Genomic DNA, 22,093 nt, shown 5'->3' with positions numbered 1-22,093 from the left:
GTACCCGAACGACATGACCACCATGCACGCCATCGACGTCCACAGCCCTCGCGACTCCCAGCTCGTCGGCTGGCTCCCCACCGCGACGCCCTCCGAAGTCTCCGCGGCACTCGCCACCGCGCGCTCCGCCCGCCTGGAGTGGGCCGCCGTCCCCGCCGCCGAACGCGGCGCGGCGGTGCGGGAGGCGGCGACGGCGTTGCGGCAGCGGGCGAGTGATCTGGCGACGGTGGTGGAGACGGAGACCGGGCGCCCGTTCGCGTCGGCGCGGGAGGGTGTGCTCGCGGGCGCGGCGACGCTGGAGCAGTACGCCGAGCTGGGTCCGGTCCACCGTGGACGGTCGCTGCTCGGCTCGGCCGTCGACTTCATGGTGCCGGAACCGCGCGGGGTCGTCGTCGCCCTGACTCCGTGGAACGACCCGATCGCGGTGGCGTGCGGACTCTTGGGAGCCGCGCTGGTGACGGGCAACGTCGTGGTGCACAAGCCGAGCGAGCGGTGCCCGCACACCGGACTGCTGCTGGCGACCGTGATGCAGCCGTGCTTCCCCGCCGGGGTGCTGCAGACGCTGGTCGGTGACGGTGGGGTCGGTGCCGCGCTGGTGGGTTCGGACGACGTCGACGTCGTCGCGCACGTCGGCAGCACCGCGACCGGGCGGGCGATCGCGCGGACGTCGTCGGCGAAGCTGTTGCTGGAGAACGGCGGCAACGACCCGCTGCTGGTCGACGACGACGTCGACCCTGTGTGGGCGGCGGAGCAGGCGGCGCTCGGCGCGTTCACGAACGCGGGTCAGCTGTGCACGTCGGTGGAGCGGATCTACCTGCACAAGGCCGTGGCGGCGCCGTTCCTGGAGGCGTTGTGCGCGAAGGCCCGCGAGTGGAACGCCGACCCGCAGCCGTTGGTGGACACGCGGCACCGCTCGTTCGTGCACGAGCAGGTCGCCGAAGCACTAGCGGCGGGTGCGTCGTGCCTGGTCGGCGGCTCGGTTCCGGACGGCATCGGCGCTTACTACCCGGCGACCGTGCTGGCGGACTGCGGCAGCGCCATGCGGGTCATGTGCGAGGAGACCTTCGGACCGGTCGCGCCCGTGCAGCTGGTGTCGTCGTTCGACGAGGGCCTCGCCGAGGCGTGTTCCGGCGAGTACGGCCTGGCCGCCACGGTGCTGACGTCGTCGATGGAGCACGCCCAGCGCGCGTGGAGGGAACTGCCGGTCGGCACGGTGAAGGTCAACGCGGTCTTCGGTGGCGCCCCCGGCGGCGCCGCGCAACCCCGCGGCGCGTCCGGCACGGGGTTCGGCTACGGCCCGGAGCTCCTCGACGAGATGACCACCACCAAGGTGGTCCACCTCGGCGTTCCTACCGGCCGGTCCTGACCAGGCGGAAGCCCGCCTCGGCGGCCTTGTCCGGCGGCACGACCCCGCGGGTGTCGAAGATCAGCGGGGTCCGCACGCCCTTCGCCAGCTCGGGCCAGTCGAGCTCGGCGAACTCCGGCCACTCGGTCAGCACGACGAGGACGTCGGCTCCGGCCGCCACCTCGGCCGCGCTGCCCACCACCGCGATGCCGTTGTTCGTCGTCGTGACGCAGGGGTCGTAGGCGACAAGTCGCGCGCCCTCCTGCTCCAGTATCTCCGCGACCGCGAGGGCCGGCGAGTCGCGCAGGTCGTTGGTACCGGCCTTGAACGCGAGCCCGAGCAACCCGATCCTCCTGCCCTGCAACGACCCGGCCTCCTCACGGATCCGGTCGACGACCCGGTGCGGCTGGTGCAGGTTCGTTGTGATCGCCGCCTCGAGGGTGGCGAAGTCGATGCCCGCCGAACGCGCCGTGGCGAGCAGCGCCAGCGTGTCCTTGGGCAGGCACGACCCGCCCCAGCCCGGCCCGGGGTGCAGGCACGAGGCCCCGATCCTGTCGTCGAGCCGCATGCCCTCGGTGACGCCGTCGATGTCGGCGTCGAGGTGCTCGCACAGCTCCGCCAGCGTGTTGACGTAGGAGAGCTTCAACGCCAGGAAGCAGTTGCTCGCGTACTTCACCAGCTCGGCGCTCGTGTTGTCGGTGAGGACCACGGGCGCACGCGTGTTCTCGTACAGCTCCGCGACCGCACGGGCCTGCCGCTCGTCCTGCGCGCCGACCACGATCCGCTGGGGCCGCAGGAAGTCCTCGACCGCGTGCCCCTCCCGCAGGAACTCGGGGTTCGACACGACACCGGGATGCCGCGCGGCCGTGCCGACCGGCACCGTCGACTTCAGCACCACCTGGGCGGACGCCCCGGCCAGCACCGCCTCGACCGCCGACAGGTCCGCCTCACCCCCCGGCCCGGACGGCGTCTGCACGCAGACGAACGTGAAGTCCACATCGGACAGAGCACTGCCCCGCACGAACCTGAGGCTGCCGTTGCCCAGCCCCTCCACCACGAGCTCCCGCAACCCGGGCTCGTGCAACGCGACCTCACCCGCGTTCAGCGAGGCGACCTTGGCCTCGTCCACGTCCGCACACGTGACCTGGTGGCCGAGGTGCGCGAAGCACGCGGCCGTGGTCAACCCGACGTAACCGGCGCCGACGACTCCGATCCGCACAGCACACCTCCCGCAGCATCGAGGACTTCCGCGACCGTGATCTCCAGCAGTCCGGGATCGGGGTCGTCGGCGAACGTGTCACCGGTCCGGCCGTGCCACAGCACCTGGTGGGGGCCGCGGCGCGGACCCCACAGGTCTGGGGGCACCGGACCGAAGAGCAGGACCGACGGGGTCCGGTAGGCGGTGGCGACGTGGGCCACTCCGGTGTCGCCGCAGATGACCAGGCGGGCGGTGGCGACCAGGTCGAGGAGTTCGGCCAGGGTGCCGGAGAAGACCGTCGGGCCGGGTTGTGCCGCATCGGGACCGGAGTCCAGTCCACCCGCACCGGCCTCGTCGGCACGGCCGGGTCCATCCTCAGCCACATCCTCCGCACCCGCCACCACCTGCTGCGCCAACTCCCCCTCCCCCGGCCCCGCGGTCACCACGACCTCGGCCCCGATCCCCCGGGCCACCGCCGCGTACCGCTCCACCGGCCACCGCCGCGCCCCCGTGCTCGCCCCGGGGTGGATCACCACCGGACCTTCCCGCTCCCCCACCGGCGCGAGCCGGAAGTCTTCGACATCGCAAGCGATCCCGTGCCGCTGCAACAACTCGCACCACCGCAGCACCTCGTGCCGCTCGGCCGGCCACTCGACCGCCGTCACGCGCTCGTCCCACGAGCCCCGCTCCGCGTACGTGATCAGCCGCCGCGGCTCGGTGGCCAGCAGGCGCTCCACGCTCTGCGGCCCGCGTCCGTGCAGGTTCACCGCCAGGTCGGGCCGGTGGAAGTCGATCGGTCCCAGCTCGGCGGTCGGCAGCAGCCGGTCCACCGCCTCGATCCGCGCCACCGCGTCCTCCAGCCACGCCGGCGCGGCCAGGGTGATCTCGGCTTCCGGGAAGGCCGCGCGCAGGCCCCTGAGCGCGGGCACCGCCGTCAGCAGGTCGCCCAGTCCGAGCGCCCGCAGCACCAGGATCCTCACGGCCGCACACTCCGGTGCCGTACCTCGCCCCGCAGCCGGTGCCAGCACGCCACGGGCGGGATCAGGGCGCTCGTCACGAGCATCCGGACCACCTCGTCCGCGTCACGGGGTCCCGGCGCGATCCGCGCCATCGCGAACCACGCGGTGCGGCCCGCCCACACCGCACCGAACGCGCCCGCGGCCCGCCGGAATCCGAGCACTCCACAAAGGACGGCCAGCAGACCGGACGCGGTCGTCACGAGGTGGGCCGGAAAGCGGCCTCGCTTCCCGCCGATGCGCGCACGCCAGCGCGGCCCGACCAGGCGCCGCATCAACGCGTCGTCGGCGTTGCCGCGCTGGTCGCGCACGCTCGTGAGGAACGTCGCGGGCTTCACCGGGTGGGTGGTGACGCGCTCGCCGCGCACGATGCGGTAGCCGAGGTCCTGCACGCGCAACGCCAGTTCGGCGTCCTCGCGGTAGGCGCGCGGGAAGCGTTCGTCGAAGCCGCCGGCGCGGGCCAGGGCCTCGCGCCGGTACGCCATGTCCGCGGTGATCCAGTGCGCCGTGGCGAGGCCCGCCGTGCCGCGTTCGGCGTCGGTCGGTTCGCGGTCCGCAGGCAGCGGCACGACGATCCGCGCCTGACTCGCGCCCACGTCGGGCGGCAGGTCGGCGAGGTCCTCGCTCAGCCTGGCCTTCCAGTCGGGAGCGAGCACGACGTCGTCGTCGAGGAACGCCACCCAGTCGCCGCGCGCCTCGCGCCAGCCGGTGTTGCGCGCGGCCGCGGGCCCGAGACCCGTCTCGCGGTCGTCCACCACGATGATCTCGCACGGCTCCGGGCCGTCGCCTCCGGCGAGGGTGTCCAGCAGGACGTCGAGGTTCGGCCGGCCGACGGTCGGGATCACGACGGAGTAGCTCATCGGCGCACCACGAACGGGCCGATGGCGAGCAGGTCGATCGGGGACGAGCCGAAGCACTCCAACGCGTCGCGCGGGGTGTCGACCATCGGGCGACCCGCGGTGTTGAGGCTCGTGTTCACCACGACCGGGACACCGCTGCGGGCCTCGAACTCGTGCAACATCCTTTCCAGCAACGGATCACCGGCGACGGTCTGGGCCCGCGCGGTGCCGTCCACGTGCACCACGGCCGGGATGCGGTCGATCCACTCGGGACGGACGTCGTGCACGAAGAGCATGTAGGGGCTGGGGATCGGCCCGCGGGTGAACACGTCCTCGGCCCGTGACGCCAGCACCATCGGTGCCACCGGGCGGAACTGCTCACGGCCCTTCACGTCGTTGAGCCGCGTCAGGTTCTCCGCGAAACAGGGGTTCGCGAGCAACGAACGGCGGCCGAGCGCACGCGGGCCGTACTCGCTGCGGCCCTGGAACCAGGCCACGATCTTGTTTGCGGCCAACGCCTCCGCGACCTCCGAAGCGACGTCGGCCGGCCTCTCGTACGACACGGCGGCGGTCCGCAGCACCGCCTCGATCTCGTCGTCCGAGAAGCCGCGGCCGAGGTCGGCACCGGGCATCGGCGCCACCACGTCCGAGGTCAACGCCAGCGCCGCGCCCAGCGCCGTGCCGGAGTCCCCGGCGGCGGGCTGGACCCAGACCTCGTCGAACGGGCCCTCCGCGAAGATCCGGGTGTTCGCGACGCAGTTCAGCGCCACTCCCCCGGCCATCGTGAGCCGCGTTTCCCCGGTGCGTTCGTGCAACCACCGCACCAGTTCCAGCAACACCTCTTCGAGCCGCACCTGCACGCTCGCCGCGAGCTCGGCGTGTTCGCGCGTCAGCTCGTCGTCCGCGGCGCGCTGCTTGGCCAGCGCGCTCCAGTCGATCGGCTGGATCTCGAAACCGCCGTCGCGCACGACGATGTGGGAACGCATCAGGTCGAGGTGCGCGGGATCGGCGTGGGAGGCCAGCGCCATCACCTTGTACTCGTCGCTGGACCGCAGGAATCCCAAGTGCTCGGTCAGGTCCTCGTACATCAGCCCGAGCGAGTGCGGCAGCCGCTGCGACGCGAACGTCGTGAGCTCCTGGTCGACGTACCGGCCGGCCAGGTGCGACCCGCACTCGCCGCGGCCGTCGGCCACGAGCACCGCGCAGTTGCCCCCGAAGGGTGCGGCGAGACCGGTCGAGGCCGCGTGGGCGACGTGGTGCGGCACGAACCGCACGATGTCGGGATCGAGACCGGGCAGCGAAGTGGAGAGGAACTGCGGCGCCTTTCGCGCGTAGGTCGTCCGCAGTTCCTCCCATGGGGCGTACTCCTGGTCGACCAGGGCGGGGTCGTAGGAGTACGCGACGGCATCCAGGTCCGCCGCGGTGAGCCCGGCCTGCTCGAGGCACCACCGCGCGGACAGCTCGGGTTGTTCCCAAGCGGAGAACGGCACGGGCCGCTTCCCGTGCTTGCGGCGGGAGAACCTTTCCTCCTCGGCCGCCGCCACGACCTCACCGTCGACCACCAGCGCCGCGGCCGGGTCGTGGAACACCGCGTTGATCCCGAGAACTCGCATGACGTGCGGCTACCCGGCGAATTCCCGGACAAACGACCGCAGTCCCTCTTCCAGCGGAACCCGCGGCTGCCAGCCCAGGACCTCCTGCGCCAGCGCGATGTCCGGGCGCCGGCGACGCGGGTCGTCCACCATCGACTCGACGTGCCGGATCTCCGACGCGCTGCCGGTCACCTCGATGCTGCGGTGCGCGACGTCGAGCACGGTGACCTCGTCCGGGTTGCCGAGGTTGATCGGTCCGGGGTGGTCGCTGCGCGCCATCGCGAGCAGCCCGCGCACGAGGTCGTCCACGTAGCAGAGAGAACGCGTCTGGAGCCCGTCACCGTGGACGGTCAACGGCTCTCCCGCCAGCGCCTGCCGCAGGAACGTGGGGATCATCCGGCCGTCGTGCGCGCGCATGCGCGGGCCGTAGGTGTTGAAGATCCGCACGATGCCCGCGTCGACACCGTGTTCGGCCCGGAACGCCACCGTCATCGCCTCGCCGAACCGCTTGGCCTCGTCGTAGACGCTGCGCGGCCCGATCGGGTTCACGTGCCCCCAGTAGGACTCCCGCTGCGGGTGCTCCTCCGGGTCGCCGTAGACCTCGCTGGTCGAAGCGACGACGACGCGCGCGCCTTTGCGGCGGGCGAGGTCCAGCGCGTGGTACGTGCCGAACCCGCCCGTCCGCAAGGTGTCGACCGGCATGCGCAGGTAGTCCGCGGGCGAGGCCGGGCACGCCAGGTGCAGGACCAGGTCGACCGGTCCGAGCAGGTCGAGCGGCCGCGTCACGTCGGCGGCCACGACGGTCACGCCGTCCGGAACGTTCTCCCGCGAGCCGGTGCGGAACGAGTCCACGCACACGACCTGCGCGCCCTCCCGCAGCAGCGCGTCGCAGACGTGCGAGCCGAGGAACCCCGCGCCCCCGGTGACGACCACCCGTTCAGGCGACATCGAGAACCGTCTTCAGCCAGCCGTCCTCACGCAGGTCGAACGTCTTGTAGGCGTCGATCGCGGCGGTGGGCTTCTCGTGCTGCGTGATGAACGCGGTCGGGTCGACCACGCCGGTCTGGACGAGGTCGAGCAGCCGCGGGATGTACCGGCGGTGGTTGCAGTTGCCCATCCGCAGCGTGAGGTTCTTGTTCATCGCGGCGCCGATCGGGAACTGCTCGAACCCCGGCGGGTAGACGCCGATGATCCCGATCGTGCCGGCCTTGGCGACGAGTTCGACGGCCCAGTCGAGCGCCTGGGACGGCGAGTCGCCGGGCTTCCACTGCTCGCCCTCGCGCACGCCGGGGCTCTCCGCGTCGACGCCGACGGCCTCGATCACGCGGTCCGGCCCGATGCCGCCGGTCAGGTCCTTCACGACCTCGATCGGGTCCTCGGAGTTGAAGTCGACGGTCTCCGCGTTCTGCTCGCGGGCCTTGTCGAGCCTGGACGCGATGCCGTCGACGACGATCACGCGACCGGCGCCCTGCCGCTTCGCCGAGGCGATGGCGAACTGGCCGACCACACCCGCGCCGAGCACCAGCACGGTGTCACCGGAACCGACCTCGGCCAGTCGGGAACCGAACCACGAGGTCGGGAAGATGTCGGAGACCAGGATCGCCTGGTCGTCGCTCACCCCGTCCGGGAGCCGCACCATCGTCGTGGCGGCGTGGGGGATGCGCGCGTACTCGGCCTGCAGGCCGTTGACCGGCCCGGTCGCCTTCGGCCCGCCGAAGAAGCTGGTGCCCGCCGACGGTCCGTTCGGGTTCGCGGTGTCGCACTGCGCGTAGTAGCCGGCCCGGCAGTAGGAACACGTGCCGCACCCGATCGTGGACGGGATCACCACCCGGTCACCGGGCGAGAACCCGCGCACCGACGAGCCCACCTCCTCGACGACACCGACCGCCTCGTGCCCGAGCACGGTGCCCTCGACCATGTCCGGCAGCGTGCCGCGCACCATGTGCAGGTCGGTGCCGCAGATGGCGCTGCGGGTGATCCGCACGACCGCGTCGGTCGGTTCCTGGATCTTCGGGTCGTCCACGTCGTCGAGCCTGATGTCGCCCACGCCGTGCCACACGACAGCCTTCATCGTTCGTCCGCCTCCCTGGGTCCGTGTCGCTGGTCTTCCCGTGATCAGGGGCGGCAAACACCAGGTCACCGGACAATTCGGGCCTTTCGGAACAAAAACATTTTCGGTTTCGGGCAGGGCGTGCCGGGTATGGCTCCCCAGTGGATCGCATCGCCGACGTATGGGGAGCACGCACACCGCACGGACGCGGGACGGACTGGCCGGTACGCGTCGACCAGCGGCTCGCGGACGGCGTCGGGGAGTCCGATGTGGACCGCTGGGTTCAGTCGGCGTGCGTGCTGTGCAGCAACGGGTGCGGCTGCGACATCGCGGTCAAGGACGGCCGGATCGTGGGTGTGCGCGGGCGTGCGGAGGACATCGTCAACCGCGGCAGGCTCGGCCCCAAAGGCCTTCACGGATCCTGGCAGGCCCACGGCGAGGAGCGCCTCACCCGGCCGTTGATCCGGCGCGGCGGCGAGCTGGTCGAGACCGACTGGGACACCGCCATGAGCGAGATCGTGCGGCGCTCGCAACAACTCCTGGCCGAGTCCGGACCGCTCACCCACGGCTTCTACACCAGCGGGCAACTGTTCCTCGAGGAGTACTACACCCTCGGCGTGATCGGCAAGGCCGGTCTCGGCACCCCGCACATGGACGGCAACACCCGGCTCTGCACCGCGACGGCCGCGGCCGCGCTCAAGGAGTCGTTCGGCGCGGACGGCCAGCCCGCCTGCCACGCCGACATCGACCTCTGCGACGCGCTGTTCCTGTTCGGGCACAACATGGCCGCCACGCAGACCGTGATGTGGTCCCGCGTTCTCGACCGGATCGAGGGACCGGACAGGCCTCGGCTGGTCGTCGTCGACCCCCGGACGACGCCGACCGCCGAGGCCGCCGACGTGCACCTGGCGCCGTTGCCCGGCACGAACCAGGCGTTGCTGAACGGCCTGCTGCGCGAGCTGATCAAGCGCGACCGGATCGACCACGACTACGTCTCCGCGCACACGCTCGGCTTCGACGAACTCAAGGCGACCGTCGAGTCGTACACGCCCGAGCGCGTCGCGGAGATCTGCCGCATCGCGCCCGGTGACCTGCGCCGCGCCGCCGAGATCTTCGGTACCTCTCAGCGGGTGCTGTCGACCGTCTTGCAGGGCTTCTACCAGTCGCACCAGGCGACCGCGGCGGCGTGCCAGGTCAACAACCTGCACCTGCTGCGCGGTCAGATCGGCCGCCCCGGCAGCGGCGTGCTGCAGATGAACGGCCAGCCCACCGCGCAGAACACGCGGGAAGCCGGGGCCAACGGCGACCTCCCCGGCTTCCGCAACTGGGACAACCCGGCACACGTCGAGGAGCTGGCTGAGCTGTGGAACGTCGACCCGCTCGTCATCCCGCACTGGGCACCGCCGACGCACGCGATGCAGATCTGGCGATACGCCGAGCAGGGGTCGATCAAGTTCCTGTGGATCTCCGCGACCAACCCGGTCGTGTCGTTGCCCGATCTCGGCCGCATCAGGAACATCCTGCGCCAGGAGGGCCTGTTCGTGATCGTCCAGGACGCGTTCCGCACCGAGACCACCGAACTCGCGGACGTCGTGCTGCCCGCCGCGATGTGGGGAGAGAAGCAGGGCACGTTCACGAACCTCTCGCGCGTCGTGCACCTGTCCGACCAGGCTGTCGAACCGCCCGGCGAGGCCCGCAGCGACCTCGACATCTTCCTGGACTACGCCTCCCGCATGGGTTTCCGCGACCGCGACGGTGAACCGCTGGTCAAGTGGAAGGACGCGGAGGGCGCGTTCGACGCGTGGCGCGAGTGCAGCCGCGGCCGTCCTTGCGACTACAGCGACCTCTCCTACGAGAAGCTGCGCGGCGGCAGCGGAATCCCCTGGGGCGGCGAACGCCTGTACGCCGACGGCGTCTTCCCCACGGCCGCCGACCACTGCGAGGACTACGGCCACGACCTGCTCACCGGGGCGACGACGACCCCGACCGACTACCGGGCCCGGCGGCCGGACGGGCGGGCGTTCCTCAAGGCGGCCGAGCACACGCCCCCGCCGGAGGTGCCGAGCGACGAGTACCCGTTCCTGGGCACCACCGGGCGCTCGGTCTACCACTTCCACACCCGCACCAAGACCAAGCGCGCCCCAGAACTGCAGAAGGCGGCGCCGGACCCGTGGGTGGAGATGTCCGCCTCCGACGCCGAAACCCTGGGGCTGTCCGAAGGAGACGTGGTCCGGGTCGAGTCCGAACGCGGTGGCGTGGAGGTCCCGGTCCGCATCGGACGGTGCCGTGACGGCGTGGTGTTCCTGCCGTTCCACTACGGCTTCCAGGCCGCGAACGAGCTGACGCTCACCGAGTGGGACCCCGTCTCCAAACAACCGCTGTTCAAGATCAGCGCCGTGCGGATCAGGAAGGTGTGACCGTGCTCCTCGCCAACCACCTGGGTGTGCTGCACTCGACCTTGGGAACGCTGGCCGAGACGTTCCGCGAAGTCGCCGCGCGGCACGGCGACGAGCCCGACGTCCGGCACATCTGCGAACTACTGGCCCAGCGCATCGATCGGCAGGCAGAGCAGCTCAAGCCGGTCGTCGACCGGTACGGCGAAAGCGGCGAGCCCGAGCCGAGCCTGCTGCGCGACCTGCAGGACCTCTACGCGCTCGCGTCGTTCACCGACATCACCTGGACCGTCGTCGGCCAGGCCGCGCAGGGACTGCGCGACCAGGAGCTCATGGACGTCGTGAGCGCCTGCGAGCAGGACACCGCACGGCAGCTGGCCTGGTTGAAGACCCGCATCAAGCAGAGCGCGCCGCAGGCGCTGATCGTGGCAGGGAGCTGAGATGGCAGAAGCCGGTGTGCGCACGCTGATCCCCGCGAGGATCGACAGGCTCCCCTGGTCGCCGTTCCACACGCGCATGGTGATCGCACTGGGTGTCGCGTGGATCCTGGACGGCCTGGAGATCACCGTCGCCAGCGCGATCGCCGACACGCTGACCAAACCGGAGACGCTCGGGCTCTCCTCCACCGCGGTCGGCCTGCTGGCCACGGTCTACCTGCTCGGCGAGGTCGTCGGCGCGCTGTTCTTCGGCCACCTCTCCGACAAGCTCGGCCGCCGCAACCTGTTCATGATCACGCTCGCCGTGTACCTGGTCGGCTCGGGCCTCACCGCGTTCACCCTGGGCAACGGCGCGGGGTGGCTGGTCTTCCTGTACCTCACCAGGTTCATCGCCGGCATGGGCATCGGCGGCGAGTACGCGGCGATCAACTCCGCGATCGACGAGCTCATCCCCGCCCGCTACCGGGGCCGCGTCGACATCGCCGTCAACGGCACGTACTGGGCGGGCGCGGTGCTCGGCACGCTGAGCTCGTACATCCTGCTCAACCACGTCGAGCTGTCGCTGGGCTGGCGGCTCGGGTTCCTCGTCGGGCCGGTGCTGGGCCTCGTGATCCTGGTGGTGCGCAGGCACCTGCCGGAGAGCCCGCGCTGGCAGATCATGCACGGTCGCACCGACGCCGCCGAGAAGACGATCAAGGGCATCGAGGAGGAGGTCGAGAAGGAGTCCGGCTCGGCGCTGCCCGCGGTGGACGAGAAGAAGGCCATCGAGGTCAAGCCGGCCGAGCAGATCGGCTACCTCGCGCTGGCCCGCGTGCTGTTCAAGGAGTACCCGAGCCGCGCGGTCCTCGGCGCCACGCTGATGATCACCCAGTCGTTCCTCTACAACGCCATCTTCTTCACGTACACCCTGGTGCTGGGCAAGTTCTACGGCGTCCCGTCCGAGGTGACACCGCTGTACCTGATCGCGTTCGCGGTCGGCAACCTCGTCGGCCCGTTCACCATCGGGCACCTCTTCGACACCATCGGCCGCCGCCGGATGCTGTTCCTGACCTACGCGGTCTCCGGTGCGCTCCTGGCCGTCACGGCTGTGCTGTTCTACGCCGGGGTGCTGAACGCGATCACCCAGACCATCGCGTGGTGCGTGATCTTCTTCTTCGCCTCGGCCGGTGCCAGCGCCGCGTACCTGACGGTCAGCGAGATCTTCCCGCTGGAGGTGCGGGCGAAGGCGATCGGCGTCTTCTTCGCCATCGCCCAGTGCTTCGGCGCACTGGGCCCGGTGATCTACGGCGCGTTGATCGGCACCGGCGACCAGCCCGTGCGGCTGTTCATCGGCTACCTGGTCGGCGCCGTCATCATGATCGCGGGCGGGCTGGTCGCGCGGTTCCTCGCCGTGGACGCGGAGAACAAGTCGCTGGAGGACGTCGCGATGCCGTTGTCGGCGACCGCGCGACGCAGCCACACCCGTGCGGAGGGCGCCGGGTCACCCTTCAAGACGTGAGACCAGCACTCCCCCGCGCTCGACGAACGACTCCGGCAGCCACGGCTGCCCGATCTTCCTGCCGTTCCACCGCGTCTCCTCGACGTAGATCCCGGGGGTCCCGGTCGCGAGGACCGTGATGTTCTTCGCGGTGATCCGGGCCTTCGGGAACATCGGGCTGGAGACGTGCAGTTCGGCGCTGCTCGGCGTGCGCGGGTAGAGGCCCAGGGCGGCGAAGACGTACCAGGCGGACATCGTGCCGAGGTCGTCGTTGCCGGGCAGACCGAACGGGCCCGTCCTGTAGACGAGGCGGGCCATCGCGCGCACGGTCTCCTGGGTCTTCCGCGGCTGGCCGAGCTCGTTGTAGATCCACGGCGTGTGGATGCCGGGCTCGTTGGTCGGGTCGTACCGCAGGGCGTCGCCGCCGGTCGCCCACGAGCCGTCCGCGCGCTTGAAGAACCCGTCGAGCCTCTTCGCTGCCGTCTCGGGCCCGCCCATCACCTCCGCGAGGCCCTGGACGTCGTGCGGGACCATCCACGTGTAGGTGGCGCTGCTGCCCTGCGCGAAGCCCTGGTCCGAGGCCGGGTTGAACGGCGTGACCCAGGTTCCGTCGGCCTTGCGGGCCTGCTGGTGGCCGGTCTCCGGGTTGAACGTGTTGCGCCACCAGCCCGCGCGCCGCTCCATCTCCGCGTTCGGACGGCCGAGCCTGCGGCCCAGGTCCGCGAGCGCCTGGTCGGCGACGGAGTCCTCCAGGGTCTCGGCGGCGCCGCCCCAGCAGTGGCACGTGTCGTGCGGGGCGTATCCGAGCCTCATGTACTCGGCGAGGTTCGGGCGCTGGCCCTCGCACTGGCCGGGACAGCCCTTGTCGGACAGGCCGTCCGGGTGCGGGACGGTGGCCTGGCGCAGCAACGAGTCGTAGGCGGCGTTGACGTCGAAGTCCCTGGCGCCCATGGCGTACATGCCCGCGACGGCCGGGGCGGACGGGTCGCCGGTCATGACGTGCGTCGGGCCGGTGATGTGGACCCAGCGGTCCCAGACTCCGCCGTTCTTCCGCGAGATCTCCAGCAACGACTGGGCGTAGTCGCTCGCGACGTCCGGGGCCAGCAGGGCGAGGAGCTGGGTGTGGGCGCGGTACTGGTCCCAGCCGGAGAAGTTGCCGTACCGCACGTCCTGGCCGGCGTCGGTGATCACGTTGGGCTGCAGGAAGGTGTGGTAGAGCGCGGTGTAGAAGATCGTGCGCTCGTCCGCGGTGCCGCCGTCGACCTCGACCGCCCTGAGCTGCTTCGCCCAGGCCTTCCTCGCCTCCTTCGCGATGTCGTCCACGGTCGCGCGCTTCGGGATCTCGGCGGCGAGGTTGCGCTTGGCCGCGTCGAGGCTCGTGTAGGAGATGCCGACGCGCATGCGCACCGAACTGTCCGCGAAGGACACGTACCCGCCGGAACCCCTGCCCGCGCGGGCACTTCCGGTCAGGTAGCCCTCGCCACCGCTCGCGGTCGTGCTCCCCGGCCGCAGCTCGCTGTCGACCCACGTGCCGTAGTTCGTGATCGGACGGTCGAACGACGCCGTGAAGTGCAGGCGATAGTAGGTCTTCTGGTTGTTCGTGCCGCCGTTCGCCCTGCGTCCGCAGAACGCGCCGGTCAGCACCGAACCCGAGACGGAATTCGTCGCCGGGTCGATCGTGATGTCGGCGTCCTCGCTGCCGTTGAGCGAGTTCGACGTGCGGAAGAGCAGCGAACCGTTGACCGGGAACGTGAACTCACCGATGCCGGCGCGGGTCGTCACCGAGAGGTCGGCCGTGGCACCGGACTTCAGGCCCACCCGGTACCGCCCGGCCTCGGCCTTCTCGTCGGCGTGGGAGAAGTCGCTCGCGAAGACCTGGTCCTTGGTGTCCGCCGTCGGCGACGAGGTGATCTCCCCGACGTGCGGCATGATCGGGACGTCCCCCGCGGCGCCGGGGTGGCAGCCCGCGCCGTTGACGTGCGTGAGGCTGAAGCCCCGCACGCGCGTCGCGTCGTAGGCGTACCCGTTGGCGGCGCCCGTGTTCGTCTGGTCGCCGCGGGTGGACGTGGGGCTCCACGAGATCATCCCGAACGGCCGCACGGCGCCCGGATACGTGTTGCCGCCGCCCGCCGAGCCGATCAGCGGGTCGACGTACCGGGTGTCGTCTCTCACCGCCGCGCTCGCGGGCGTCGCCAGCGCGGCGGTGAGGACAGTGACCAGGAAGACCGGAAGCGCTCTCACGCCCCGGGACCCTAACCGGTTTCTAGTAAACGCAGGGTGGCCGGTAACCGTCGACTTTCAGCCCCTGGAACTCCAGGTCGTTCTTCGTGTTGCCGACGAACACCAGGCCACGGGCGTCGTCGAGCGCGTCGGCGAGCGGGTAGGACGGCTTGCCGAGCGCGGGCAGATATGTCCAGTTCTCCGTCTTGAAGCTGAAGAACTTCTTGGTGAGCCGGCCACCGGTGGACGGGATCTTCGTGACCCACTTGTCGCCGCCGCTCCAGAACTCCGCCGGTCGCAGCTGGACGTACAGGTCGTTCGTGGCGCGGTAGGTGAGCCAGAACCCGCGCGAGTCCGACAGGTCGGCCTGGGCCTCGAACTTGTTGCCCAGCCACACGACCATGACGGCCCAGTCGTCGGCGAGGAACTTGATCTTCGCCGTGTGGTCGTGCCGCCCCTTGGGGACGAGGATGCTGCCGGTCGCGGGTTCCGTGGCACCTTCACCACTGGCGATCCACTGCTGGTACCGGTCGATGGACGGGGTGGCGCACTCGCGGCCGTGCGAGGCGTTGGCGACCGCTGTCGAGCCGAGGGTGAACAGCAGCGCGTACGCGACTACCGCGACGCGGCCGAACGTCGATTTCAGGCGCATCCAGCGGACCGTAGCGGAAATTGGTATAAACCATTTCCGTTGACGGTTGACAACGGTCTCAATTGGTTACCTGGACAGCGGATTGTGAGGCGTTGCCGCGAGGGCCACAGTGAGCGCCGTGCAGCCCGCCAGATGCATCGCATTCATAGGTGTCGTAACGGTTTTCGCCCTCCAGCTGACGACTCCGGCGCGCGCGTCGGACGACTGCTCCCCCACCGTCGACGAGCGGACGTTCGCCTCCGCCCGCGAACTCCGGTCCCTCAACGCCACCGTCGCCGGGTTCGGCGTCCGCGCCACCGGCAGCCCGGCCCACGACCGCCTGATCTCGTGGCTCGAACGCCGCGCGGACCGGTTGCCGGGCGTGTCCGTGCGGTCCGAGCGCTTCGCGATCGAGCGGTGGCGACCGGGTCCCGGCTTCCTGCTCTCGAACGGCGCCGTGCCGGTCGCGTCCGCGATCCCCTACTCCGACCCCGGCGTGCGCTCCGGCGTCCTGGTCCGCCTGCCCGCCGGCACGCCGATCACCGCGGACAACGCCCGTGGCAAGGTCGTCCTGCGCGACTTCCCCGCCCTCGACCGCGGCTACCTCGCCGAACCGCTGCTCAACGCCGACATGGTCGACGCGGGCAGGGCGGGTGCCGCCGGCGTGGTCGTCGCCTTCCCGTTCCCCCACGAGCAGGTCAAGGGCTACTGGGACCCGCACGTCGGCACCCACTACCGCGTGCCGGGCGTGTTCGTCGGTTCCGAAGCGGCCTCGAGGCTCGTTCCAGGCACGCACACGACGATCGGCGTGGTGGCCGGACGCGCACCGGCCACCACCCGGTCCCTGATCGCGACCCTGCCGGGCCTGAGCAGCGAACGGATCGTGCTCGACACCAACACCGACGGCGTCGGCTGGGTCCAGGAGAACGGCGCGGTCGCGCTGCTGGCACTGGCCGAGCACTTCGCGCGGCTGCCGTTGCGCTGCCGGCCGCGCACGATCGAGTTCGTCTTCGCGACCGGCCACCTGCACCGCCCCGCCGAGGGCAGCGAGTTCCGCGCCCGCGCGCTCGACGCCGAGTACGACTCGGGCTCCGTCGCGTTCGCGTTCGTGCTGGAACACCTCGGCACGCGCGAGTACCTGCCTCAGGACGGATCGCTGCGACCAACGGGCCTGGCGGAGTTCTCCGGCTGGTTCACGGGCAGTCCCGTGCTCTCGCAGACCGCGGCTTCGGCGCTGGCCGGGCGTGCGGTCGACCGCACGTTCGTCCTGCCCGGCAGCGACCTGCCGGTACCAGGACGCGTGCCGCCGCAGTGCTCGTTCGGCGGCATCGGCACGCACTTCCACTCGCACCTGGTGCCGACGATGGCGATGATCTCCGGGCCGTGGACGCTCTGGGCGCCCTCGTTCGGCGCGCAGGCCGTCGACCACGAACGCATGCGCCGGCAGGTGCTGGCCGCGGGTGACGCGATCACGGCGCTGGCGCCGGTGCCGCGTGAGCAGATCGCCGGTCCGTACCTGGAGCAGCGGCGTGCCCGCGCGGCCGGCGCGCCGACGTGCTCGCACGACCTGCCGCCCGAATGGGCGCCTAGAAGCTGATCAGCGCCTGGATCGGGAGGTGGTCGGTCGGGAACTGGCCGTCGCGCTGGAACGTGTTGATCGCGGCGGTCTCGACGGTGGCCCCGCGCGTCAGGATCCAGTCGATGCGCGGCCCGTCGGGGATCAGCGGGCCGAAGCCGTGGAACGTCCCGTACGCCGGCGTGGTCTGCTCGCCCGTGAGCCACGTGTCGGCGAGGTCCTCGGTGAGCACGGCGTAGGCCGGCGAGCCGGGGACGTCGTTGAAGTCACCGGTGACGACGACCGGGAGCTGCTGGGCCCGGAGGCGGTCGTGGATGACCTGGGCGCTGCACAGGCGCGCGTTCGCGGACTCGTGGTCGAAGTGCGTGTTGACGGCGACGAACTGCTTGCCCGTCAGGCGATCGGCGAACCGGACCCAGGTGACCATGCGGATCACGTTGTTGCCCCACGACCTGGAGGCCACGACCTTCGGCGTGTCCGAGAGCCACTCGTGGTCGAACTCCAGCGGTTGCAGCCGGTTCGTGTCGAAGAAGATCGCCATGAACTCGTCGTGGCTGCCACCGTGCCGGCCGAGGCCGATCCAGTCGTAGTGGTCGGGCAGGTCGTGCGCCACGTCGCTGATCTGTCCGTAGAGGCCTTCTTGCGTGCCGATCAAGGCCGGCAGCTCCTGCCTGAGGAACTCGGCCATCACGGGACGCCTGGTGGGCCACGAGTTCGGCTCGGCGGTCGAGGCGAACCTCAGGTTCAGGGACATGACGTTCAAGGTCGACACCTGGCCCAGCATGGCACAGGCCCGACCTGTTCTCAGGTCGGGCCTGCGTCCCTGTGTTGAACCGAACGAACGAGAAGCGAGTGCTGGGTGAGTCGACGAAGAGCGTGTCGGCTCACCCAGCACTCACGCCGGCGCGTAACCGGTGGGCGTGCTCGTGAACGAGCCGCGCCCCTGCGTCCGGCTCCGCAACCGCGTCACGTAGCCGAACATCTCCGCCAGCGGCACGCTCGCCGTCACCACCGCGGCACCCGCCCTGGCCTCCGAACCGAGGATCCTTCCCCGGCGCGTCGCCAGATCACCGAGCACACCGCCGAGGTACTCCTCCGGCACGGTCACCGCGACCTCGGCGATCGGTTCGAGCAGCGTCGTGGCGCCGGCCTTCAGCGCCTCGCGCAGCCCGTTGCGCCCTGCCGTGCGGAACGCCATCTCCGAGGAGTCCTTGACGTGCGTGGACCCGTCGGTGAGCGTTACCCGCACACCGGTCACCGGGTGGCCGAGAGGTCCCTCGGCCAGCGCGTCCCGGCAGCCCTGTTCGACCGCGCGGACGAACTCCTGCGGCACGCGCCCGCCGGTGACGGCCGAGCGGAACTCGAAACCGGTCTCCAGCGGCTCGGTGCTGATCACGATGTGCGCGAACTGTCCTTGCCCTCCGTCCTGCTTGACGTGCCTGTGGACGAATCCGGTGACGCCCGAGGCCACGGTCTCGCGGTACGAGACGCGCGGCCGTCCCATGGTGATCTCGACGCGGTGCAGCGTGCGCGCCTTCTCCACCGAGACCTCCAGGTGCAGCTCGCCCTGGCCGGACAGCACGGTCTGCCCGGTCTCCGGGTCCGTCCCGAACCGCAGGGACGGGTCCTCGTCGACCAGGTGCGCCAGTGCGTCGGCCAGCCGGGCGTTGTCCGCGCTGCTGCGCGCTTCCACCGCCACGGACACGACCGGGTCGGCCGAGACCGGGGGCTCGAGCAGCAGCGGGGCGTCCGGCGCGCACAGCGTCGTGCCGGTGCGGGCCGACTTCAGCCCGACCAGCGCGACGATGTCGCCCGCGACGGCCTGGTCGACCGGCGTGTGCCGGTCGGCCTGGACGCGCAGGATCCGCCCGATGCGTTCGGTGCGGCCGGCCACGAGCACCGAGTCCCCCTTGTGGAGGGTGCCCGAGTACACGCGGACGTACGCGAGCCGTCCCGTGGCGGCGGCGTTCACCTTGAACACCAACGCCGAGAACGGCGCGTCCGGGTCAGGACGCCGCTCCTGGCCGTCGACGCCGCGCACCGCCGGAACGTCCACGGGGGACGGCAGGTACGCGATCACCGCGTCCAGCAACGGTTCCACGCCCCGGTTGCGGTACGCCGAGCCGCACAGCACGACGGTCGCCCGGCCCTGCCGGGTCAGGTCGCGCAGCGCCGTGCGCAGCGTCTGTTCGGACAGACCTCCCGCGAAGAACTCCTCCACCGCCTCCGGGTGCAGCTCCGCCACCGCCTCCTCCAGGACGCGGCGCCGCCGTTGCGCCTCTGCCAGCAGCGTTTCCGGCACAGGCCCTTCGGTCATGCCGTCGTCCCACACCAGCGCGCGCATGCGCACCAGGTCGACGACACCGACGAAACCGTCCTCCACGCCGATCGGCGACTGCACGACGAGCGGCACGGTGTGCAGCCGCGTGCGGATGGACTCGACGACGCGGCCGAGGTCCGCGCCCGCCCGGTCGAGCTTGTTGACGAACGCGATCCGCGGCACGCCGTGCCGATCCGCCTGCCGCCACACGGATTCGCTCTGCGGTTCCACCCCGGCGACGCCGTCGAACACCGCGACGGCCCCGTCCAGCACGCGCAGGGACCGTTCGACCTCGTCGGCGAAGTCGACGTGCCCCGGCGTGTCGATGAGGTTGATGCGATGCCCGTCCCACGTGCAGGTCACGGCCGCGGCGAAGATGGTGATGCCGCGGTCGCGCTCCTGCGGGTCGAAGTCGGTGACGGTGGTGCCGTCGTGGACCTCGCCGCGCTTGTGGGTGCTGCCCGTCGCGAACAGGACGCGTTCGGTCAGGGTGGTCTTGCCCGCGTCGACGTGGGCGAGGATGCCGAGGTTGCGGACAGCGTTCAACGTGGTCGTGCGCATGGTTCTGCCTTTTCCTTCAAGGACTTACGGGGTCAGCGCGATGACCCGACGAACACCTTCGGGGGTTCGTCAGACACTCCGGCGCCCGGCGCGCAGCGGGCGACCGGGGTGCGGGGACACGAGGATCACGTCGAAACGGGACGGGAGGACGACAACGGCGGTACGCACGGCCGGTCCCCTCTCGCCTCGGTGATGATGATCGTGGAATGTAGACACCTGAGCGGTGCCTCACAACGCCTTTTGAGGCGGAACACCTCCACCATGCTCAACGTTCACCGAGTATGCGCTTGTGTTTGCTCGGCGACTCGATCGCCGCCGGAGTGGGCAGCACGCGCCGGGAGGACACGCTCGGCCCGTTGCTCGCCGACCGCCTTCGTCAGGCGGGCCACGAGGTCGACCTCGACGTGCGCGCCGTCCCCGGCGCCCGTTCCGCGGACCTGCGCGCCCAGGTGCGGGCCACGGGCGCGGTGGACGTCGCGGTGATCGTGATCGGCGCGAACGACCTGACCCGCTTCGTCCCGGCCCAGGTGGGCGCCCAGCAGTTGCACGACGCCGTCGCGGACCTGAGGGCGAAGGGCGCCGAGGTCGTCGTCGCCACCGCGCCGGACCTCAGCATCGTCTCGCACGTGCCGCCCGCCCTGCGCGACGTCGTGTCCGCCGCGAGCCGCCAGTACGCGCAGGCCCAGCAGCAGGCCGTCATCCGCGCAGGAGGCGTGGTGGCCCACGTCGAACGCGCCGTCACCCCGCGCTTCGCGACCGACCCGTCGCTCTTCGCCGCCGACCGCTTCCACCCCTCCGCGGCCGGCTACCGGGAGATCGCCACCGCCCTCGCACCCGCCGTCGAGGCCGTGGCGGACCGCCGCCGCGTCTGACCACCGGCGCGATCCCGCCGCCGCGATCACACCTGCGGTGGGCGCTGCCGCTTCCGCCTCCCACACGGCGATCGCAGCCGTGGCGGACCGCCACCGCGCCTGATCACCGGCGCCATCCCCGCCCCCGCGACCACGCCTGCGGTGGACCGCCGCCGCCTCTGCCTCACCAGCACCGCGCTCACCGGCGACGGTCCGCCGCCGCCTCTGCCCCACCCGCACCGTGCTCACTCGCCAAACGGGCCGCCGCCGCATCCCACCGCCCCCATCCCCACCCACTCCGCGATCACCGCCGTCGCCGACCACCACGTCCGACTGTCCGCGTCCGACCACCCGCACCACACCCGCCGTTGCGATCAAGGCCGTGGCGTCGTACTGTCCAGACTAAGTTCAAGCATTGAACGAATGAGGTGGATGATGAGCACGCCCACTCCGGCGGACAAGTTCTCCTTCGGTCTGTGGACCGTGGGCTGGCAGGGTCGCGACCCGTTCGGCGACGCCACGCGGCCCGAACTCGACGTGGTCGAGGCCGTGCACCGGCTCGCCGAGCTCGGCGCGTACGGGCTGACGTTCCACGACGACGACCTGTTCGGCTTCGAGGCCACGCACCGCGACCAGCAGATCAGCCGGCTGCAGGGCGCGCTCGCCGAAACCGGTCTCGTCATCCCGATGGTGACGACGAACCTGTTCGCCCACCCGGTGTTCAAGGACGGCGGCTTCACCAGCAACGACCGCGGTGTGCGGCGGTTCGCGCTGCGGAAGGTGCTGCGCAACATCGAGCTGGCGGCCGAGCTCGGCGCCCAGACGTTCGTGCTGTGGGGCGGCCGTGAAGGCTCCGAGTACGACACCGCGAAGGACGTGCGGGCGGCGCTCGACCGGTACCGCGAGTCGATGAACCTGCTCACGCAGTTCGTCACGGACCGCGGCTACGACATCCGGTTCGCGCTCGAACCCAAGCCGAACGAGCCGCGCGGCGACATCCTGCTGCCCACGGTCGGGCACGCGATCGCGTTCATCTCCGAGCTGGACCAGCCCGAGCTGGTCGGTCTCAACCCCGAGGTCGGGCACGAGCAGATGGCCGGGCTCAACTTCGTGCACGGCATCGCGCAGGCGCTGTGGCACAAGAAGCTCTTCCACATCGACCTCAACGGTCAGCGCAGCATCAAGTACGACCAGGACCTGGTGTTCGGCCACGGCGACCTGATGAACGCGTTCGCGCTGGTCGACCTGCTGGAGACGGCCGGGTACGAGGGTCCGCGGCACTTCGACTACAAGCCGTCGCGCACCGAGGACATCACGGGCGTGTGGGACTCGGCCAAGGCGAACATGGCCACCTACCTGCTGCTCCGCGACCGGGCCGCGGCATTCCGCGCCGACCCGGAGGTGCAGGAGGCGCTGGAGACGGCGGGGGTGGCCGAGCTGGGCCAGCCGACGCTGAACGCCGGCGAGTCCTACGACGACCTGCTCAAGGACGACGACGGGTTCGACCCCGGCCAGGCGGCCGAGCGCGGCTTCGGCTTCGTGCGGCTCAACCAGCTGGCCCTCGAGCACCTCACGGGAGCCCGCTGA

Annotated in this window: 17 protein-coding genes; 7 read left to right on the top strand and 10 right to left on the bottom strand. The window is 71.0% G+C overall.

What is annotated here, in order from left to right:
- The first annotated feature begins 13 nt into the window (after nt 1-13).
- Entirely contained in the window at nt 14-1,366 is a 1,353-nt protein-coding gene (locus BMY74_RS42690; protein WP_089927792.1) for an aldehyde dehydrogenase family protein, read from the top strand.
- On the opposite strand, the gene BMY74_RS42685 is transcribed toward BMY74_RS42690, so the two are convergent.
- Genes BMY74_RS42685 through BMY74_RS42660 form a run of 6 tightly spaced genes read right to left on the bottom strand, consistent with a single transcriptional unit; the run spans nt 1,350 to nt 8,061 of the window.
- On the bottom strand, nt 1,350-2,564 hold the full coding sequence (locus tag BMY74_RS42685; RefSeq protein WP_089927789.1) for a UDP-glucose dehydrogenase family protein: 1,215 nt from the start codon (nt 2,562-2,564) through the stop codon (nt 1,350-1,352). The genes BMY74_RS42690 and BMY74_RS42685 overlap by 17 nt on opposite strands.
- Nucleotides 2,525-3,523: a glycosyltransferase family 9 protein gene (locus BMY74_RS42680; protein ID WP_218159956.1), complete on the bottom strand. Its 999-nt coding sequence runs from the start codon at nt 3,521-3,523 to the stop codon at nt 2,525-2,527. The genes BMY74_RS42685 and BMY74_RS42680 overlap by 40 nt, the downstream gene beginning before the upstream one ends.
- Complete coding sequence (locus BMY74_RS42675; RefSeq protein WP_089927786.1) at nt 3,520-4,419, bottom strand: glycosyltransferase family 2 protein; 900 nt, start codon at nt 4,417-4,419, stop codon at nt 3,520-3,522. Before BMY74_RS42675 ends, BMY74_RS42680 begins: the two co-directional genes overlap by 4 nt.
- Complete coding sequence (locus BMY74_RS42670) at nt 4,416-6,011, bottom strand: carbamoyltransferase family protein (RefSeq protein WP_089927783.1); 1,596 nt, start codon at nt 6,009-6,011, stop codon at nt 4,416-4,418. The genes BMY74_RS42675 and BMY74_RS42670 overlap by 4 nt, the downstream gene beginning before the upstream one ends.
- Nucleotides 6,012-6,020: 9 nt before the next feature.
- Entirely contained in the window at nt 6,021-6,938 is a 918-nt protein-coding gene (locus tag BMY74_RS42665; RefSeq protein WP_089927780.1) for a UDP-glucuronic acid decarboxylase family protein, read from the bottom strand.
- Nucleotides 6,928-8,061, bottom strand: coding sequence for a zinc-dependent alcohol dehydrogenase (locus BMY74_RS42660; protein WP_089927778.1), 1,134 nt, complete (start codon nt 8,059-8,061; stop codon nt 6,928-6,930). Before BMY74_RS42660 ends, BMY74_RS42665 begins: the two co-directional genes overlap by 11 nt.
- 140 nt (nt 8,062-8,201) lie before the next feature.
- On the opposite strand from BMY74_RS42660, the gene BMY74_RS42655 reads away from it, so the two are divergent.
- The 3 genes from BMY74_RS42655 to BMY74_RS42645 are packed head-to-tail and all read left to right on the top strand — an operon-like array spanning nt 8,202 to nt 12,368.
- Complete coding sequence (locus tag BMY74_RS42655; RefSeq protein ID WP_089927775.1) at nt 8,202-10,457, top strand: molybdopterin oxidoreductase family protein; 2,256 nt, start codon at nt 8,202-8,204, stop codon at nt 10,455-10,457.
- Nucleotides 10,458-10,459: 2 nt separating this feature from the next.
- Nucleotides 10,460-10,873 carry a hypothetical protein gene (locus BMY74_RS42650; RefSeq protein WP_089927847.1) on the top strand — a complete coding sequence of 138 codons (414 nt, stop codon included), beginning with the start codon at nt 10,460-10,462 and terminating at the stop codon, nt 10,871-10,873.
- A gap of 1 nt (nt 10,874) precedes the next feature.
- The gene (locus tag BMY74_RS42645) at nt 10,875-12,368 is read left to right on the top strand and encodes an MFS transporter (RefSeq protein WP_089927772.1); all 1,494 of its coding nucleotides are present in this window, start codon (nt 10,875-10,877) and stop codon (nt 12,366-12,368) included.
- Here the strand turns inward: BMY74_RS42645 and BMY74_RS42640 are convergent.
- Together BMY74_RS42640 and BMY74_RS42635 are read right to left on the bottom strand one after the other, a co-directional pair.
- Nucleotides 12,351-14,588 carry a GH92 family glycosyl hydrolase gene (locus BMY74_RS42640; protein WP_089927769.1) on the bottom strand — a complete coding sequence of 746 codons (2,238 nt, stop codon included), beginning with the start codon at nt 14,586-14,588 and terminating at the stop codon, nt 12,351-12,353. The two genes, BMY74_RS42645 and BMY74_RS42640, sit on opposite strands and share 18 nt — an antisense overlap.
- Before the next feature lie 22 nt (nt 14,589-14,610).
- Nucleotides 14,611-15,219 (bottom strand): hypothetical protein, encoded by a 609-nt coding sequence (locus tag BMY74_RS42635; protein ID WP_089927766.1) that lies wholly within the window; start codon nt 15,217-15,219, stop codon nt 14,611-14,613.
- A 118-nt stretch (nt 15,220-15,337) separates the two neighbouring features.
- Here BMY74_RS42635 and BMY74_RS42630 point away from each other — a divergent pair, with 118 nt between their 5' ends.
- Complete coding sequence (locus BMY74_RS42630) at nt 15,338-16,795, top strand: PA domain-containing protein (protein ID WP_143091964.1); 1,458 nt, start codon at nt 15,338-15,340, stop codon at nt 16,793-16,795.
- Here the strand turns inward: BMY74_RS42630 and BMY74_RS42625 are convergent.
- Entirely contained in the window at nt 16,785-17,528 is a 744-nt protein-coding gene (locus BMY74_RS42625; protein ID WP_245786715.1) for an endonuclease/exonuclease/phosphatase family protein, read from the bottom strand. The two genes, BMY74_RS42630 and BMY74_RS42625, sit on opposite strands and share 11 nt — an antisense overlap.
- A 141-nt stretch (nt 17,529-17,669) precedes the next feature.
- Nucleotides 17,670-19,655, bottom strand: coding sequence for an elongation factor G (fusA, locus tag BMY74_RS42620; RefSeq protein ID WP_089927757.1), 1,986 nt, complete (start codon nt 19,653-19,655; stop codon nt 17,670-17,672).
- Nucleotides 19,656-19,936: 281 nt separating this feature from the next.
- On the opposite strand from fusA, the gene BMY74_RS42615 reads away from it, so the two are divergent.
- Both BMY74_RS42615 and xylA read left to right on the top strand, forming a co-directional pair.
- Nucleotides 19,937-20,527 carry an SGNH/GDSL hydrolase family protein gene (locus BMY74_RS42615; RefSeq protein WP_089927755.1) on the top strand — a complete coding sequence of 197 codons (591 nt, stop codon included), beginning with the start codon at nt 19,937-19,939 and terminating at the stop codon, nt 20,525-20,527.
- A 411-nt stretch (nt 20,528-20,938) separates the two neighbouring features.
- Nucleotides 20,939-22,093, top strand: coding sequence for a xylose isomerase (xylA, locus tag BMY74_RS42610; protein WP_089927752.1), 1,155 nt, complete (start codon nt 20,939-20,941; stop codon nt 22,091-22,093).

This window comes from Lentzea albida, assembly GCF_900111005.1.
Lineage (GTDB): Bacteria > Actinomycetota > Actinomycetes > Mycobacteriales > Pseudonocardiaceae > Lentzea > Lentzea albida.
The sequence above is the reverse complement of the archived record's forward strand: the minus strand, read 5'-3'. Positions and strand labels throughout refer to the sequence as shown.